At 67.2% G+C, this 15502-nt stretch carries 13 protein-coding genes; 11 read left to right on the forward strand and 2 right to left on the reverse strand.

Annotated elements, in window-relative coordinates:
- The first annotated feature begins 56 nt into the window (after positions 1-56).
- From ACVWWQ_RS16485 to ACVWWQ_RS16500, 4 genes are read left to right on the forward strand one after another with little or no spacing between them, the layout of a single operon-like run.
- Positions 57-632, forward strand: a complete 576-nt coding sequence (locus ACVWWQ_RS16485) for a cupin domain-containing protein (protein ID WP_133952190.1) — start codon at positions 57-59, stop codon at positions 630-632.
- Between the two features lie 24 nt (positions 633-656).
- Positions 657-2024, forward strand: a complete 1368-nt coding sequence (locus ACVWWQ_RS16490; RefSeq protein WP_133952188.1) for an FAD/NAD(P)-binding protein — start codon at positions 657-659, stop codon at positions 2022-2024.
- A gap of 19 nt (positions 2025-2043) precedes the next feature.
- On the forward strand, positions 2044-3438 hold the full coding sequence (gene cls / locus ACVWWQ_RS16495) for a cardiolipin synthase (protein WP_133952186.1): 1395 nt from the start codon (positions 2044-2046) through the stop codon (positions 3436-3438).
- Between the two features lie 17 nt (positions 3439-3455).
- Positions 3456-3644 carry an alpha/beta hydrolase gene (locus tag ACVWWQ_RS16500; protein WP_133952184.1) on the forward strand — a complete coding sequence of 63 codons (189 nt, stop codon included), beginning with the start codon at positions 3456-3458 and terminating at the stop codon, positions 3642-3644.
- A gap of 88 nt (positions 3645-3732) precedes the next feature.
- Here the strand turns inward: ACVWWQ_RS16500 and ACVWWQ_RS16505 are convergent, their stop codons facing one another.
- Complete coding sequence (locus ACVWWQ_RS16505) at positions 3733-6792, reverse strand: TonB-dependent receptor (protein WP_166669792.1); 3060 nt, start codon at positions 6790-6792, stop codon at positions 3733-3735.
- Between the two features lie 333 nt (positions 6793-7125).
- A complete protein-coding gene (locus ACVWWQ_RS16510) occupies positions 7126-7839 on the reverse strand; it encodes an AraC family transcriptional regulator (RefSeq protein WP_133952182.1) in 714 nt (237 codons plus the stop codon).
- Positions 7840-7989: 150 nt separating this feature from the next.
- On the opposite strand from ACVWWQ_RS16510, the gene ACVWWQ_RS16515 reads away from it, so the two are divergent.
- From ACVWWQ_RS16515 to ACVWWQ_RS16545, 7 genes are read left to right on the forward strand one after another with little or no spacing between them, the layout of a single operon-like run.
- A complete protein-coding gene (locus ACVWWQ_RS16515) occupies positions 7990-8931 on the forward strand; it encodes a proline racemase family protein (RefSeq protein WP_133952180.1) in 942 nt (313 codons plus the stop codon).
- Positions 8910-10028 carry an NAD(P)/FAD-dependent oxidoreductase gene (locus ACVWWQ_RS16520; protein WP_457383492.1) on the forward strand — a complete coding sequence of 373 codons (1119 nt, stop codon included), beginning with the start codon at positions 8910-8912 and terminating at the stop codon, positions 10026-10028. Before ACVWWQ_RS16515 ends, ACVWWQ_RS16520 begins: the two co-directional genes overlap by 22 nt.
- Positions 10025-10270 carry a 2Fe-2S iron-sulfur cluster-binding protein gene (locus ACVWWQ_RS16525; protein WP_133952176.1) on the forward strand — a complete coding sequence of 82 codons (246 nt, stop codon included), beginning with the start codon at positions 10025-10027 and terminating at the stop codon, positions 10268-10270. The genes ACVWWQ_RS16520 and ACVWWQ_RS16525 overlap by 4 nt, the downstream gene beginning before the upstream one ends.
- On the forward strand, positions 10263-11570 hold the full coding sequence (locus ACVWWQ_RS16530) for an NAD(P)/FAD-dependent oxidoreductase (RefSeq protein WP_133952174.1): 1308 nt from the start codon (positions 10263-10265) through the stop codon (positions 11568-11570). Before ACVWWQ_RS16525 ends, ACVWWQ_RS16530 begins: the two co-directional genes overlap by 8 nt.
- On the forward strand, positions 11567-12472 hold the full coding sequence (locus tag ACVWWQ_RS16535; protein ID WP_133952172.1) for a dihydrodipicolinate synthase family protein: 906 nt from the start codon (positions 11567-11569) through the stop codon (positions 12470-12472). Before ACVWWQ_RS16530 ends, ACVWWQ_RS16535 begins: the two co-directional genes overlap by 4 nt.
- A gap of 1 nt (position 12473) precedes the next feature.
- The gene (locus ACVWWQ_RS16540) at positions 12474-14075 is read left to right on the forward strand and encodes an aldehyde dehydrogenase family protein (protein WP_133952170.1); all 1602 of its coding nucleotides are present in this window, start codon (positions 12474-12476) and stop codon (positions 14073-14075) included.
- The gene (locus tag ACVWWQ_RS16545; RefSeq protein WP_133952168.1) at positions 14072-15289 is read left to right on the forward strand and encodes a M24 family metallopeptidase; all 1218 of its coding nucleotides are present in this window, start codon (positions 14072-14074) and stop codon (positions 15287-15289) included. The genes ACVWWQ_RS16540 and ACVWWQ_RS16545 overlap by 4 nt, the downstream gene beginning before the upstream one ends.
- Positions 15290-15502 lie beyond the last annotated feature (213 nt).

Genomic DNA, 15502 nt, shown 5'->3' on the forward strand with positions numbered 1-15502 from the left:
CCTGTTAACGATGCGCATGATCCACTTGCGCCCATTCACCCTGCCAGGCTCCACGCATGGGCACGCATCGACACATCCTCAAAACCCTGCGCACCATCGCGCTTGAACACGCCCATTCGGCTCATCCCGACCTCGCCTCGATGGCCCGCGAATTGGGCCGTGTCGTTCATCAGGACGCTTCGTCCCTGGCGACCCGGCTGGCTTCGCTGTGCCAGCGTCGGCGCGGTTTCGAGCGTTTTCTCCTGACTCGGCGCAACAAGCCGCCACTCAGTGTATGGGCGGTCGCCTGGCCGCCAAACCACGCCTCGGCGTTGCGCGAGCATGGCAATGCGTGGGGACTGGAAGTGGCCCTGGTGGGAGCGCTGGAGGTGCAATCCTGCCAGCGGGATGCCGCCTCGGGGGAACTGGTATTGCGTGACCGCACCTGGCTGGGTCCGGGTGACGGCACATGGTTTGACGGAAGCACCCAGCAGCTTCGTCGTTGCCGTAATCTCTCACGGCAGGAAACCGCCCTGTCGCTGCATGTCTACGGGGACGAACTGGCGGACCTCTCCGTTCGCCAGGAGAATGGATCCGGACAGCTGATGGCTCCGTCACGACACCGCATCATCACCAGTCATCCACACGGCTGATTTTCGAACCCGACGAGGAACACCATGTTTCGACGCCTCGCCATCATCGGCGGCGGTGCCGCGGCCGCCACCGTGCTCAGCGAACTGCTTGGGCGTGACACGACACCACCGCTGCACCTGGATTGGTTCACTGGTGGCGGACAACCCGCGCGCGGTGTCGCCTACGGCACCACCTCGGAGCGCCATTTGCTGAATGTGCGGGCAGCGTCGATGAGCATGTTCGCCGGCAAACCCCGTGGCTTCCTCGACTTCGTGCAACGCAGCGATCCGGCCATCGCCGGCACCGATTTCCTGCCGCGTCGCCGTTATGGAGACTACCTGGAGGCCGAGGTCGCCCACGCACTGAAAAAAGGCAAGGTCCGCGGCCATCATGTGAACATCATTCCTTTCGCCGTGGATGCCGTGGTTCCTGAAAGCGGGTGCGTGGATGTCATCCACGGCGAAGAAAGCCATCAGGTGGATGCCGCCATCCTGGCGATCGGCGCGCTGCCGCCACAGCCGCTGAACGTGGTGGGTGCGGCGGCACTCGCCAGTGGCCGTTACGTGGTCGATCCCTGGAAGTTGTTGGCCGGCGCGGACGACGTGCCGCCACCGCCGCGCAAGGTGGCGCTGATCGGGTTGGGGCTGACGGCGGTCGACGTGGTGCTGGAACTCGCCGCGCGCTGGCCGCAGGCGGAATTTGTCGGCCTGTCCCGCCATGGCCGATTTCCCGAAGCGCACCTGCAGGTGGCGGCTCTGCCCGCCGACGACGGCGCCGAGCTGATCGAGGCTATGCGGGATGCACCCGAGATCGGCCAGTGGATGCGTCTGCTGCGCGAAGCCGCGGCCCAGCCCGGTACGGAATGGCGGGCCGTGGTGGACGGTCTTCGTCCGCATTTGTCCGAGCTGTGGTCCGAGCTGTCACCGGAACAGCGCTCGCGCTTCATGCGCCACGCCCGCTGGGCGTGGGAGCGCGTGCGCCATCGCATGGCGCCAGCGGCCAGCCACGCCATTGCCGCGCTGGAACGCAGCGGCCGACTGCACCGTCGAGCCGGGCGGCTGCACGCGGTGGAGGTGGCTGGCGCATCACTGCGACTGAGCGTGGCTCATGCCGGCGTCGTCGAGCCGCTGGATGCCGACCTGGTGATCCAGACGGTCGGGCTGGACACCGACGTGCATCGCAGCGACCATCGGCTGATCCGCCAGTTGCTGACCAACGCGCACATCGAAGCCGATCCGCTGGGCCTCGGCGTGGTCGCCGATCGCAACGGCCATCTTCTGCACGGAGACCAGCCTTGGCCCAACCTGTTCGCCATCGGCAGCCTGTTGCGCGGCACGCTCTGGGAATCCACGGCCATGCCGGAAATTCGCCAGCAGGCGCGCCACCTGGCCGACCAGCTGCTGGCGAATTGAGCGGCGCGCCGCGCCGCTGATGACGGCCGGCGTGATCACCTTCGGCATTGTCCTGCTGCACGCGCTGGGTGCGCTCACGGCGATGCATGCGGTGATGCACGCGCGCACCCCGCAGGGCGCCATCGGCTGGGCGCTGGGCCTGCTTCTGCTGCCCTATGTGACGCTGCTGCCCTACCTGTACCTCGGCTCCAGCCGCTTCCTCGGCTATCGCGTCGGCCGGCAGGCGCCGCGAACGCACCCGCCGGCCCCGGACCCGGGCGACGGGCCGGCCATTGATCGGGCCTGTGCCCGTTATGCAGCGATCAGCACGCTGCAGGGACGCCCGTTCCGCAACGGCAACCACCTGCGCCTGCTGGTCGACGGCGAAGACGCTTTCAACGCCATGCTGACCGCGATGGCCGAGGCGGAACATTGCCTGCTGGTGCAGTTCTTCATCATCCACGACGATGCGCTGGGCCGACGCCTGCAGCAGGTATTGCTGCGCAAGGCCGCCTCCGGCGTGCGCGTTTGCGTGCTGTTTGACGGCATCGGCAGTCATGCGCTGCCACGCCGTTATGTGGAAACGCTGCGCGCAGGCGGTGTGCAGATCCACCGGTTTGCCACCCATCGCTGGCGCAACCGCTTCCAGCTCAACTTCCGCAACCACCGCAAGATCGTGGTGGTGGATGGCACGCTCGGCTTTGTCGGCGGGCTCAACGTGGGCGACGAATATCTCGGCCTGAAACCGCCGCTGGCACCATGGCGCGACACCATGCTGGAACTGCGCGGCCCGGTGGTGACCGACTTGCAACAACTGTTTGCCGAAGACTGGCAGTGGATCACCGGAAGCATGCCGCCGCTGCTGCCCGCCCGGCCTGATGAAGGCCACAGCAGCGCGCTGATCGTGGCCAGCGGCCCGGCCGATCCCCAGGAAACCGGCTCGCTGTTCTTCACCGCGGCGATCAATGCCGCGCAACAACGCATCTGGTTGAGCACACCCTATTTCGTCCCCGATCATGCGGTGCGCGCCGCCCTGCAGCTGGCGGTATTGCGCGGGGTGGACGTACGCATCCTGATCCCCGCCCGCGCGGATCACCGCACCGTGTTTCTCGCCTCGACCCTGCATGCCTACCAGGCCGTCCGCGCCGGCATCAAGGTGTTCCGCTACCAGCCGGGCTTCCTGCACCAGAAGGCCTTGCTGATCGATCGTGATGCAGCGGCCATCGGCAGCATGAACCTGGACAGCCGATCGTTCCGGCTCAACTTCGAGGTCGTGGCGATGGCAGTCGACCACCACTTCGCCGCTGAAGTCACCACCATGCTGATCGACGACTTCAACCGAGCCCGTCCCGTCGACGAACGCGAATACCGCGACGCGCCCTACCTGCATCGGGTCGCCATGCATGTGGCACGCCTGTTCGACCCGCTGCTCTGACATCATGGTGAATCTCCATGCGTCAGATGCCGCCGCGCGAATCGCGGCAGATGGCCGCCGCCCTCAAGGCACGCGGAAGCGAGGTCCGCTACACCGAGTTCGCCCGGCTCAACCACGGCTCGTGGCAGGCAGCCTATGCCACCGAAGGACTGTGGCCGTGCGCGGTCGCGCATCGTGCTGGAAAAAGGGCCGTCAGGGGGAGCTGACGGCCAAAGCCGAGGAGAGGGTCACCTGGCGGGCAGCCGAACCAGCGTCAGCCGGATACGAGGCCAGCTGCCGTCGGCCGGGCAGATGTCACAGGTCGTAGGTCACGCCGAAGCGCACATAGCGCGGCTGGGACTGTGAAACAGCCATGCCATAGGTAGGATCAAGCCCACCGGTCTCCCCGTAGAAGGGCGAGGTCTGCGTGGTAACCCGGTTGTCCAACACGTTGTAGACCATGACATTGAAGGCGAGCTTCTTCTGCGCCCACAGTGGCCGGTACTCCGTGCTCAGGCTGAGGGTGAACTGCCAGGGGTTGTGGCCCGCATCGCCCGGGCGCGAGGGCATGCCGCCGCACCAGTGGTAGTAGTCGCCGTAACCGGTGGGATTCGATTCCGCCGGTCCGAATTTTCCGAGGCAGCTGCGCGGCGCGCCGGAAATGACCGCCAGGTTGCCGGACACCATCCACTCCGCTGCCAGTTGATAGGAGCCATACGCCTTGAGCTGGTGCCGCCGGCTGTTGGAAAGCTCGCCGTTGGAATACTGCATCAGCGATCCGAAATCCCAGTCCACCGTGGCGGAGACGTCGGTCTGGCCGATGTCGGTGCGTACCTGGCCTTCGCTGTTGCCGTAGCTGCGGGAGAACAGGTAATCCACCTTGCCGAACCACTTGCCGTCGAACGGATGCTCGAGATAGACGTCCAGACCGTAATAGTGGCGCTTGATGCCGGAGGCGAATCCGAAATCCGCGGTGGTCATCGGCACCGAGTAGTAGCCGCTGCCGTCGAGCCTGGCCACCTTCAGGATGTTGGTCCGCCCCGGGTTGAACAGGTAGGCGCCGGAGATCTGGCCAGCGTCATAGGTGGTCGGATCGATCCCCAGGCGATCCATCTTCGCCGCGATGGAGGCCGAGTCGCTGTAGTCGTCGATCGCCGTGCGCAGGTTGCGGTAGCTGGCCTTGGCACCGTACACCCAGGCATCGCCCAGCTTCCTGTCGAAGCCGGCGATGAACTCGTCCTGATACTCGGATTTCAGATTGGTGGCCGCCACCGTGTTCGGGTCTTTCGACTGGCCGTACTCGCGATTGGCCGATATCGGCGCGCCGGGCCCACGGCTGGTGTCGATCGGGGTCAGGCCGGTCGGCTGGCCGTGTGCATCGATGCCGGTATAGGTGAAGTATTCGCGGGTATACAGCGGCGCACCGGCCTGGCGCATCGCCACGGTGGCCGGCATGGCGAGGAAGTAGCGACCCGCGTTGCCGTACACCTTGAAGCTGGAGTCGCCCAGCACGTCCCAGCTGAAGCCCACGCGCGGCGCCCATTGCGGCTTGGTCAGACGCAGATAGGCCACGCCGTTGGGGTTGTAGTTGGTGAACTGGTCATTGCGGATACCCAGCTTGACCAGCCAGCGGTCGTCGATCTGCCAGGCGTCCTCGAGGTATTGGGCGCGCTGCTCCACGCGCACCGAACCGCCACCATAGCGCTTGTATTTCGCCACGTAGTAACCGGTGCCTCCGCCGGGATAGCCGTTCGGCGCGGCGACGTAGGGATCATCACCCGGCGACCCGATGATCGGGTTGCCCGGCGCACCCTTGTTGTATTCCCACGCGAAGCCCTGTCCGGCCATCTTGTTGCCGTCGTGCAGATCCTGCACGGACTGATTGTCGATGCCGCCAGTCAGCGTGTGATCACCGAGCCGGTAGCTCAGGTCGAGCCGAAGATTGGTATTCCGGGTCGTGTGCGCAGGGTCGTTGATGGCACCGACTGTGCCCGGACTGGTGATCACCGTGCCGCCGTTCAGCGCGGGATTCTGGTTGTATGAGGAATACAGGCGCGGGTAGGTCGGATCGTAGCCGATGATCTCGTTGTAGTAGGTGCCATCCATGCGCCCGTACAACGCCGACAAGGTGAGGTTGTCGGTGAGGTAACTGGTGAACTTCCCCGTGTAGAGATCCGCACCGACCTTGGTGGACACGGCATGGCTGTTGAAGCTGCCCGTGGTTCCGCTGGCATAGTCGTAGTCGTACACATCAGCCGAATACGCGCGCTTGGTCGAGGCGCCGGTGACTTCGAGGATGTTGCTGTCGGTGATGTTCCAGTCCAGCTTGGCGTACCACTTCGGATAGTCGTTGCGGTAACGCGTACTGAGGTACGAGTCGGTCGAGCTGGTGCTGTTGCCCTGACGACGCTCGGCCTCCACGGAGGCGAACACGAACAGCCTGTCCCTGACCAGGGGACCGCCGGCATAGACGCTTGCCACCGTGGTCCACGAGTTTTCGTCAGCGTTGCGGTTGTAGAGCTTGCCCCTGTCCGGGCCGGTGACGTAATTGATGTCGCGCTGCTCGCCTCGCGCGAACGCGGGAGTCCAGGACAACTGCGCGCCAAAATGCCAGACATCCGTACCGCGCTTGCCGACCTGGTTGATCACGCCACCATCGGAGCGCCCGTACGCCGCGCTGTAGCCGCCGTTGAGAATTTCCTGCTGGTCGATCGAGCCGTACGGCAAGGCGAATCCGCCGAAGCCGCTGAGCGGGTCGGTGGTGTTGAATCCGTTGATGTAATACGCATTTTCGGTAACCGAGGAGCCGCCAAACGATACCAGGGCGTTGCCGGTAGGCCCGCCGAAATAGTCGCTGCCGGCGACCACGCCGGGCGCCAGCAGCGCGATGGCCTCGGCGCTTCGCGCCAGTGGCAGCTTCGCCAGTTGCTCGGCGGTAATCACCGTGCGCGAGTCAATCGAGGTCACGTCGATGGCGGGCAGGGCGTTGGCGGTGACCGACACCGACGCGAGATCCCTGGTCTCGGCGCCGCTGCCCGCGCCGAACGATACGTCGGTACCCGAGCCGATCCGCAGGGTCACGTTCGAGCGCGAATCCAGCACCTTGCCATCGCGCATCAGGTTGACCGTGTAGCTGCCCAGCGGCAGCGAGGTGAAGACGTAACGCCCCTGTGCGTCGACCGTCGTCCGACGGGTCACGCCCGTCGCACTGCTGACCATCACGGTGGCGCCATCGGCATGCGGCACCTGGCCAAAGATGCTGCCGGTCGTGGCCTGGCCATGGACCGCGCCGACCAGTCCCAGCCCGGACGAGAGCGCAAGGGCAAGCATGTTCCGGCGGAGCTGCGCACGCATGGCGGGCGAGTGGATATTCATGGATGGTTCTCTCCAGAAGCGTTCGAAAGAAGTCGAGCGGCGCTCCTTCGAGCGCCGTCGGCGACAGGACCGGGGGAGAAAGTGCTGGTGGCGGCATCGCGCTTCCCGGAGCTGCCCCAATCAGCTCTTCACGCCATGTCGTGTTCGCAGAAGTTCGCTGACGTCCCTTGTCCCCGCGTGCAGCGACCTTCTTCGCGGAACGGAACAAAGCCTGCGGGAGGTCGCCTGCCGTCGTCTTGTGGATTCAGCCCGACGCCGATGCGGAAATCCGCACAGCGACAGGAAGAATTCGCCGAACAGGAAATGGTCGGCGCGGATCTGGGCGATCGCCGGTCAGGATTTCGCCGCGGCCGGCAGGGCGCGAAATTCCCTGGGCGTCATGCCGACCGTCGCCTTGAACTGGCGGGCAAATGCGCTCTGGTCGGTGAAGCCGCAGGCCAGGCCGATGTCGGCAACGCTGCCCGGCTCCCGCAGCAGGCGCATGGCCGACTCGATGCGCAGCTTTGTCAGCGCCTGCTGCGGCGTCAACTGGAACACGTGGCGAAAGTGGCGTTCCAGTTGCGCCACGGAAACTTCCGCCAGTTCGGCGAGCGTGCCTACCCGCAGGCTCTCGGCAAAATGCAGCTGCATGTATTCGATCACGCGGATCAGTCGCGGATAGGTGGGATGACGACCGTCCGGTTTGCGCAGGTCGCGTGATATGCCGATCACCCCGCACACATCGCCGCGTTGCCGCAGCGGGTATTTGCAGGTCAGGCACCAGCCCGGCACGCGATTGGGAAGGATGTGCACCTCCAGCTGGTTTTCGATCGCCTCGCCCGTCAGCGCGCGGCGATCCTGCGAGGCGTAGGAAACCCCCAGCGGGCGCGGAAACACATCGGCGACGTGGCGGCCCACCACGTCCTCGCGACGCTTCAGTCCCAGTCGTTTCACCAGGGTGAGGTTGGCATGCGTGTACCGACCCGAGCAGTCCTTGACGAAGAACACGACGTCCGGCAAGGCATCGAACAGCCCTTGCAGTTCACATGCTGAAATCTTCATGTCCATTGACTTCTCCCGGTGCTTCCCATCCATCGAAACAGCAGGATGGGACAGTAGCAAGTCGCATGCGGCAGTGGATGCATTGTGCGGAATTCCGCATGGAACCATCACAGGCTCGCCTAGACGGTTCCGGCCCTGCACCGTGAACATGAACCGATGCACACCATCCATGTGATCGACTCGCACACCGCCGGCGAACCCACCCGTGTCGTCATCGGCGGCATGCCCGACCTGGGCAGCGGCTCGCTGGCCGAGCAGCGCGAGCTCTTCCAGCAGCAGCACGATCATTGGCGCAGCGCCATCGCGTGCGAGCCGCGCGGCTCGCACACCATGGTCGGCGCCCTGCTGCGACCGCCGACCCGACCCGGCTCCTGCACCGGGGTGATCTTCTTCAACAACGTTGGCTACCTCGGCATGTGCGGCCACGGCAGCATCGGTGTGGTGCGCACGCTGATGCACATGGGACAGATCGGGCCGGGCCGGCATTTTCTGGATACCCCGGTAGGCACGGTGGGCGTGGAATTGCACCACGATGGCCGCGTATCGGTGGACAACGTCGAAAGCTATCGCCACGCCGCCGATGTTCGGGTGGAGGTACCGGGTTACGGCGTGGTGCGCGGCGACGTCGCCTGGGGCGGCAACTGGTTCTTCATCACCGGCGACACGCCGCTGCCGCTGGAGATCCGGCACCAGCGCGAGCTTGGCGCGTATGCCGAAGCGATCCGCCGGTCGCTGGAAGCTCGGGGCATCACCGGCGCCGAGGGCCAGCTCATCGACCACATCGAGATCAATGCCGACACCGCCGCGGCCGACACGGATGCGCGCAACTTCGTGCTGTGTCCCGGCCTGGCGTACGACCGCTCCCCCTGCGGCACCGGCACCAGCGCCAAGCTGGCCTGCCTGGCAGCCGACGGCAAACTGGCGCCCGGCGCGACGTGGCGCCAGGAGAGCATCCTCGGCAGCGTGTTCGAGGGCAGCTACGTATCAGGCGAACGCGGTGTGCTGCCGCGCGTCAGCGGCACCGCACACATCACCGGACAGGGCGTGCTGCTGATCGACGACGACGACGCTTTTGCCTGGGGCAGTGGCGCCTTGTGAGCAGCTACGACCTGATCGTGATCGGTGCCGGCATCATCGGCGCCAGCTGCGCGAATGAGGCCAGCGTGGCGGGCCTGCGCGTCGCCATCATCGAGCCGGGCCCGATCGGTGGTGGCGCCACCGCCTGCTCGATGGGCCACCTGGTGGCGATGGATGATGACCCGGCCGAGCTGGCGCTGGCGCGCTATTCCCTGCGCCGATGGGAAACGCTGGCACACCTGGCGGACGCCGAGTTCAGCCGCTGCGGCACCTTGTGGGTAGCGCGCACCGAGAGCGAGGTGGCCGGCATCGCACCGCGCATTGCACGGCTGAACGCCTCCGGTGGCACGGCGCACGCCGTCGACGCCCGCACCTTGTATCAACTGGAACCCGCGCTCGCCCCGGGCCTGGCCGGGGGCATGCTGGTTCCCGACGAGGCGGTGGTGTACCCGCCGCGCGTGGCCGCGCACCTGGTGCGCTGCGCACAGCAACGCGGCGCGCGCCTGCACCTCGGTCGCTCGGTGCGGCGGCTCGGCCGGGCCTCGGTCACCCTGGATGACGGCACCCTGTTGTCCGGCCCCACCCTGCTCGCCACCGGCTGTGCGCTGCCACGCCTGCTGCCGCAGCTGCCGTTGCGCCCGCGCAAGGGCCACTTGCTGATCACCGAGCGCTACCCCGGCCTGTTGCATCATCAGGTGCTCGAGCTCGGCTATGCCGACAGCGCTCACGGCAGTGCGAGCAGCAGCGTCGCCTTCAACGTGCAGCCGCGTCCGACCGGCCAGCTCCTGATCGGTTCCTCGCGCGAGTTCGACGTCGAGGACCCGGCAGTGTCGCCCGCCATGTTGCAACGCATGTTGCAGCGAGCCTTCCAGTTCCTGCCCGCCTTGCAGCGTTTGCAGGGCCTGCGTGCGTGGACCGGCTTTCGTCCGGCCACGCCCGACGGGCGACCCTACCTGGGCGCCGTGCCCGGGCGACCGGATCTGTGGGTGGCCGCCGGTCACGAGGGCCTGGGCGTTACCACCGCGCTGGGAAGTGCGCGGCTGCTGATCGACCTGCTGCTCGGCCACACTCCGGCCATAGACGCCGCCCCGTATGCGCCGGCCCGGGCGCTGGCGTGAAGACGATCAACGTATGGGTCAACGGCCATGCCATCGCGGCGCCCGCCGACGCGAGCATCGCCGCGGCCATCGCGATGACGGCCACGACATGCTTCCGGCGCTCGGTGAGCGCCGAGCCGCGCGCCGCGCTTTGCGGCATGGGCGTCTGCTTCGAATGTCGCGTGCGCGTGGACGGCGCGGGACACGTGCGTGCGTGCATGACACCGGTGCACGAAGGCATGCAGGTGCAGACCGATGACTGAGCACTACGACGTCGTGGTGGTCGGGGCAGGCCCGGCGGGAATGGCAGCCGCCGGAACGGCTGCCCTCCACGGCGCGCGCGTCGCCCTCCTCGACGCGCAGCCACGCCAGGGCGGCCAGGTCTGGCGGCACGACGCGCTGCTTGGCACGCCCGATGCCGCGAAAAGAAGCATGTCTGCGCTGACGCGCGCAGCCACGCCGGTGGCGTGGCTGGCGCGGCACCAGGTGGTCGACGCTGGCAACGGGCGGCTGCTGGTGGAGACGCCACACACGGCGATCGAACTTTCGTTTGGAAGTCTGATCATCGCTACCGGCGCGCGCGAGTTGCTGCTGCCTTTCCCCGGCTGGACCCTGCCGGGCGTGACCGGTGCCGGCGGATTGCAGGCGCTGGCCAAGCAAGGCTGGCCGATGCGCGGCAAACGGGTGGTGGTGGCAGGCAGCGGACCGCTGCTCTGGGCTGCCGCGGCCAGCCTGCACAGTCATGGCGCCCGCGTTCTGGGCATTCACGAACAGGCTTCGGCGGCGGCCGTGCGCGCGTTCGCGCTGCAGCTGTGGCGCTGGCCGGCGCGGCTCATCCAGGCGGCACGGTTGCGCACCGTGTTGCGTGATGCTCCCTATCGCTGCGGTTCGTTCGTCACGCGTGCCCACGGTGAAGCCTCGTTGACCGCGGTGGATATCCGCACACCGCACGGCAGCACCCGGATCGACTGTGACCTGTTGGCGGTCGGTCACGGGCTGGTGCCGAATGTGGAACTGGCCAACATGCTCGGCTGCGGGCTGGAACAGCACGGCCCGCACCCTTTCGTGCAGGTCGACGACTTGCTGCGAACCAGCGTGGCCGGCGTCTACGCGGCCGGCGAAAGTTGCGGCATCGGCGGACTGTCTGCGGCCGTCACGGAAGGCCGCATCGCCGGCCACATGTCGGCCGGTGCCAACGCAGCCGCCACGGCGCTGCGCAGCCGGCGTCGAAGCACGCGCCGCTTTGCCGGCTTGCTGGCCCGGCAGTTTGCACTCGATCCCCGCCTGCACACGCTGGCCGGCGCCGACACCATCATCTGCCGCTGCGAAGACGTCACGCTGGCCGCCCTCGACGGCTTCGCCGACGCGCGCGCCGCCCGCCTGGACACCCGCTGCGGCATGGGTGCCTGCCAGGGACGCATCTGCGGCACCGCGCTGGCCGAACTGGGCCGCTTCCCGCGCGGCCACCAGCGCTCCCCGATCTTTCCTGCGCGACTGGCCACGCTGGCCGGCAGCGCCTTTTCCGCCTTCCCTTCCCATGACTCCGGAGATCCACACCCATGAGCAAGCACACCCTTTGGCAAGGCGTCATTCCTGCCATCACCACGCCGTTCACCGCCGACGGCCAGGTTGACCACGCGTTCCTCGCCACCCATGCGCGCACCCTGCTCGACGCCGGTTGCACCGGCATCGTGCCGCTCGGGTCACTGGGCGAAGCGGCCACGCTGAGCTTCGAGGAAAAGGTGGCCATCATGCAGACGCTGGTGGCCGCGGTGGGCGATCGCGCGCCGATCATCCCCGGCATTGCCGCGCTGTCCACCGACGAAGGCGTGCGCCTGGCACGCGCAGCCAACGCCGCCGGCTGTGCCGCGCTGATGGTGTTGCCGCCGTACGTGTATTCGTCTGACTGGCGGGAGATGAGCGCGCATGTGACGGCCGTGATCGAGGCCACCGATCTGCCGTGCATGCTCTACAACAATCCGGTGGCCTACAAAACCGACTTCTCGCCCGAACAGATCGCGGCGATCGCCGCCGAGCATCCGAATGTGCAGGCGGTCAAGGAATCGTCCGGCGAGATTCGCCGTTTCGCTGCGCTGAAATCGTTGCTGGGCGAACGCCTGCACCTGCTGGTGGGCATGGACGACGCGCTTGTCGAAGGCGTCTGCATGGGCGCCACCGGCTGGATCGCCGGATTGGTCAATGCGTACCCGAAGGAATCGGTGCGCCTGTTCGAACTGGCCCGTACCGGAGGCTCCCCCGCGGCGGCCGAGCTGTACGCGTGGTTTCTGCCGCTGCTGCGGCTGGATACCGTGCCCAAGTTCGTGCAGCTGATCAAACTGGTGCAGCAGATGGTCGGCCTGGGCAGTGAACGGGTGCGCGCACCGCGGCTGCTCATCGAGGGCGCCGAACGCGAAGGCGCGATGCGCGTGATCAGGTACGCCATGGCCAACCGCCCGGAGTCCTGAGATGGACGTCCAGACGTCGCTGATCGGTGGCCAATGGCGCACGCCCGCGTCCTCGGCCAGGTCGTTTCGTGCAGTGAACCCGGCCACCGGGGAAGCGATCGGGCCGGCGTTTCCCGTCAACAGCGCCGACGAGCTCGAAGCAGCGCTGGTCAGCGCCTGCGCCGTGGCTGCGGAACTGGCCGCGGCGCCGCCCAACCGCGTCGCCGATTTTCTGGATGCGTACGCCCAGGCCATCGAAGGCGATGCCGACACCCTGGTGGCGCTGGCGCATGCGGAAACCGCGCTACCGGCCGAGACCCGGCTGGCAGCGGTGGAGCTGCCGCGCACCACGCGGCAGTTGCGCATGGCCGCGCAGGCGGTGCGCGAGTACAGCTGGACGCATCCGGTGATCGACACCGCCGGCGGCCTGCGCTCCCACTACGCACCGCTGCACAAGCCGGTGCTGCTCTTCGGGCCGAACAATTTTCCGTTCGCGTTCAACGCGGTCGCCGGCAGCGACTTCGCCTCGGCCATCGCCGCGCGCAATCCGGTGATCGCCAAGGCCCATCCCTCGCACCCGGCCACCAGCCGGCGACTCGCCGAGCTCGCGCATGGCGCCTTGCGCCAGGTCGGCCTGCCACTTGCCACCGTGCAGTTGCTGTACCAGTTCGATGCCGGCCTTGGCCTGAGACTGGCCGGTGACGCGCGACTGGGCGCGATCGGCTTCACCGGCAGCCGCCAGGGCGGCATGGCGCTCAAGGCGTCGGCGGATCGCGCCGGCATTCCCGCCTATATGGAAATGTCCAGCGTCAACCCGGTATTCATGCTGCCCGGCGCGCTGGCCGAACGCGGTGAACAGCTGGCACGGGAATTCTTCGACTCCTGCACGATGGGCGCGGGGCAGTTCTGCACCAACCCCGGTTTGCTGGTGGTGCCGCAGGACGCTGCAGGCGATGCCTTCGTTGGTGCCGCCCTGGCGCTGTTTGCCGCCGCGCCGGCCGGCGTGCTGTTCGGCCGCGGCGTACTCGATCACCTGGAAGCCTCGATCGCCGCGCTGCGCGACTGGGGCGCGACATGCCTCACCGGCGGCACATCGGCCGGGCCGGGTTATCGCTATCGGCCCACCCTGCTGCAGGTCGGAGCGCGCGCGTTTCTCAAACACCCGCGCGAACTGCAACGCGAGGCTTTCGGGCCGACCAGCCTGCTGGTGCGCCCTCGTCACGCCGACGACATGCTGGCCATCGCGGCAAGCTTCGAAGGCAACCTCACCGGCACCTTCCATGCCGCCGGCGATGGCCGTGACGACAACCTGCTTGCCTCGTTGGCACCGATACTGCGGCCGCGCGTCGGCCGGCTGATCATGAATCGCATGCCCACCGGCGTCGCGGTGAGCCCGGCGATGAACCACGGCGGACCCTACCCCAGCACCAGCTCGGCCGGCTTCACCGCCGTCGGCATGCCGGCGGCAATCCGCCGCTTCGCCGCGCTGCATTGCTACGACCATGTGACCGACAGTTTGCTGCCCGACGAATTGCGCGACCGCAACCCCGGCAAGGTAGCCCGCCTGATCGATGGCCATTGGTGCGAGGCCGATCTCGCTCCCCATGGAGGCAACACGCCATGACCCACCGTGACAGCAGCCGCCAGATTGGCGGCCTCGACATCGCCACCGTGCGCGCCGGGCTGAAACGCTGGCCCGCTGCCGCGGCGCCGATCAGCGGCTACGAATACGGCCAGCGCCAGCACCGTGCACGCCTGCTGATGCGGGAACTCGGGGTCGATGCGATGCTGGTTACCGCGGGTGCGTCGCTGCGCTATTTCACCGGTATCGGCTGGGGCGCCAGCGAGCGCCTGGTAGCTCTGCTGATTACCGCACAGGGCGGCCCGATCATGATCTGCCCCGCGTTCGAAACCGGCTCGCTGGATCGCGTGCTGCGAATCAGCGCGGACGTCCGCACCTGGGAAGAACATGAAAGCCCGCATGCACTCGTGGCGCAGGCCATGCAGGAACGACGCGCCGGCACGCTCGCCCTCGACCCTGCGGCCAGCCATGCCGTCGCCACGCTGCTGGTCGCTGCACTGGGCGAGCGCCGCCTGATTGATGCCAGCCCGATCATCGACGGCTGCCGCATGCGCAAGTCGAGCGCCGAACTGGCCCTCATGCAACAAGCTTGCGCGATGACGCTGCAGGTGCAGCGACTGGCGGCGGGCGTGCTGCACGAAGGCATCAGCAACCATGAACTGGTGCGCTTCATCGACGACGCCCACCGCGCGCTGGGCGCGGACAACGGCTCCACTTTCTGCATCGTGCAATTCGGCCAGGCCACCGCTTATCCGCACGGCATCCCGGGCGAGCAACGCCTGGCTGCGGACGAACTGGTGCTGATCGACACTGGCTGCGCAGTGCAGGGTTACAACTCCGACATCACGCGCTGCTACGTGTACGGTCGTCCAACCAATGAACAGGCGCGGATATGGTCGCTGGAACAGGCCGCGCAACGCGCCGCGTTCGAGGCGGTGCGCCCCGGCGTACCGTGCGAGGCGGTGGATGCCGCCGCGCGCGCGGTGGTGCAGCGGGCCGGCCTGGGCCCGGATTACCGCCTTCCCGGCATTCCCCACCGTACCGGTCACGGCTGCGGCCTGAGCATCCACGAGACGCCGTACCTGGTGCGCGGTGACACCACCGCCCTGGAGCCCGGCATGTGCTGCAGCAATGAACCGATGATCGTGCTGCCCGACCGCTTCGGCGTCCGCCTGGAAGACCACTTCCACGTCACCGCCGACGGCGCCGCCTGGTTCACCCAGCCCTCGCCTGCCATCGACCAGCCCTTTGCCTGACCGCGTGTCCTGATTCACGCCTTCGGAGCGCCGCCATGTCGAAGTTGATCGCCCGCCTCGGCACCCTAGCCTGCCTCGGCATCGTGTCCGTCGCCGCCGCCGCGAACGACGATGCCGCTAGGCGTTTCCACACGCTTGGCCTTGTGAGTCGCCACGTGTTGCCACCTCCTCATCGAAATGACAAGATGCCGTGTCGGAAAAGGCAGACTTGGT

Source organism: Rhodanobacter sp. TND4EL1, assembly GCF_054061035.1.

Coding starts and splice junctions, on each gene's coding strand:
- ACVWWQ_RS16485 (WP_133952190.1), top strand. CDS start 57: ATGGGCACGCATCGACACATCCTCAAAACCCTGCGCACCATCGCGCTT.
- ACVWWQ_RS16490 (WP_133952188.1), top strand. CDS start 657: ATGTTTCGACGCCTCGCCATCATCGGCGGCGGTGCCGCGGCCGCCACC.
- cls (WP_133952186.1), top strand. CDS start 2,044: ATGACGGCCGGCGTGATCACCTTCGGCATTGTCCTGCTGCACGCGCTG.
- ACVWWQ_RS16500 (WP_133952184.1), top strand. CDS start 3,456: ATGCGTCAGATGCCGCCGCGCGAATCGCGGCAGATGGCCGCCGCCCTC.
- ACVWWQ_RS16505 (WP_166669792.1), bottom strand. CDS start 6,792: ATGAATATCCACTCGCCCGCCATGCGTGCGCAGCTCCGCCGGAACATG.
- ACVWWQ_RS16510 (WP_133952182.1), bottom strand. CDS start 7,839: ATGGACATGAAGATTTCAGCATGTGAACTGCAAGGGCTGTTCGATGCC.
- ACVWWQ_RS16515 (WP_133952180.1), top strand. CDS start 7,990: ATGCACACCATCCATGTGATCGACTCGCACACCGCCGGCGAACCCACC.
- ACVWWQ_RS16530 (WP_133952174.1), top strand. CDS start 10,263: ATGACTGAGCACTACGACGTCGTGGTGGTCGGGGCAGGCCCGGCGGGA.
- ACVWWQ_RS16535 (WP_133952172.1), top strand. CDS start 11,567: ATGAGCAAGCACACCCTTTGGCAAGGCGTCATTCCTGCCATCACCACG.
- ACVWWQ_RS16540 (WP_133952170.1), top strand. CDS start 12,474: ATGGACGTCCAGACGTCGCTGATCGGTGGCCAATGGCGCACGCCCGCG.
- ACVWWQ_RS16545 (WP_133952168.1), top strand. CDS start 14,072: ATGACCCACCGTGACAGCAGCCGCCAGATTGGCGGCCTCGACATCGCC.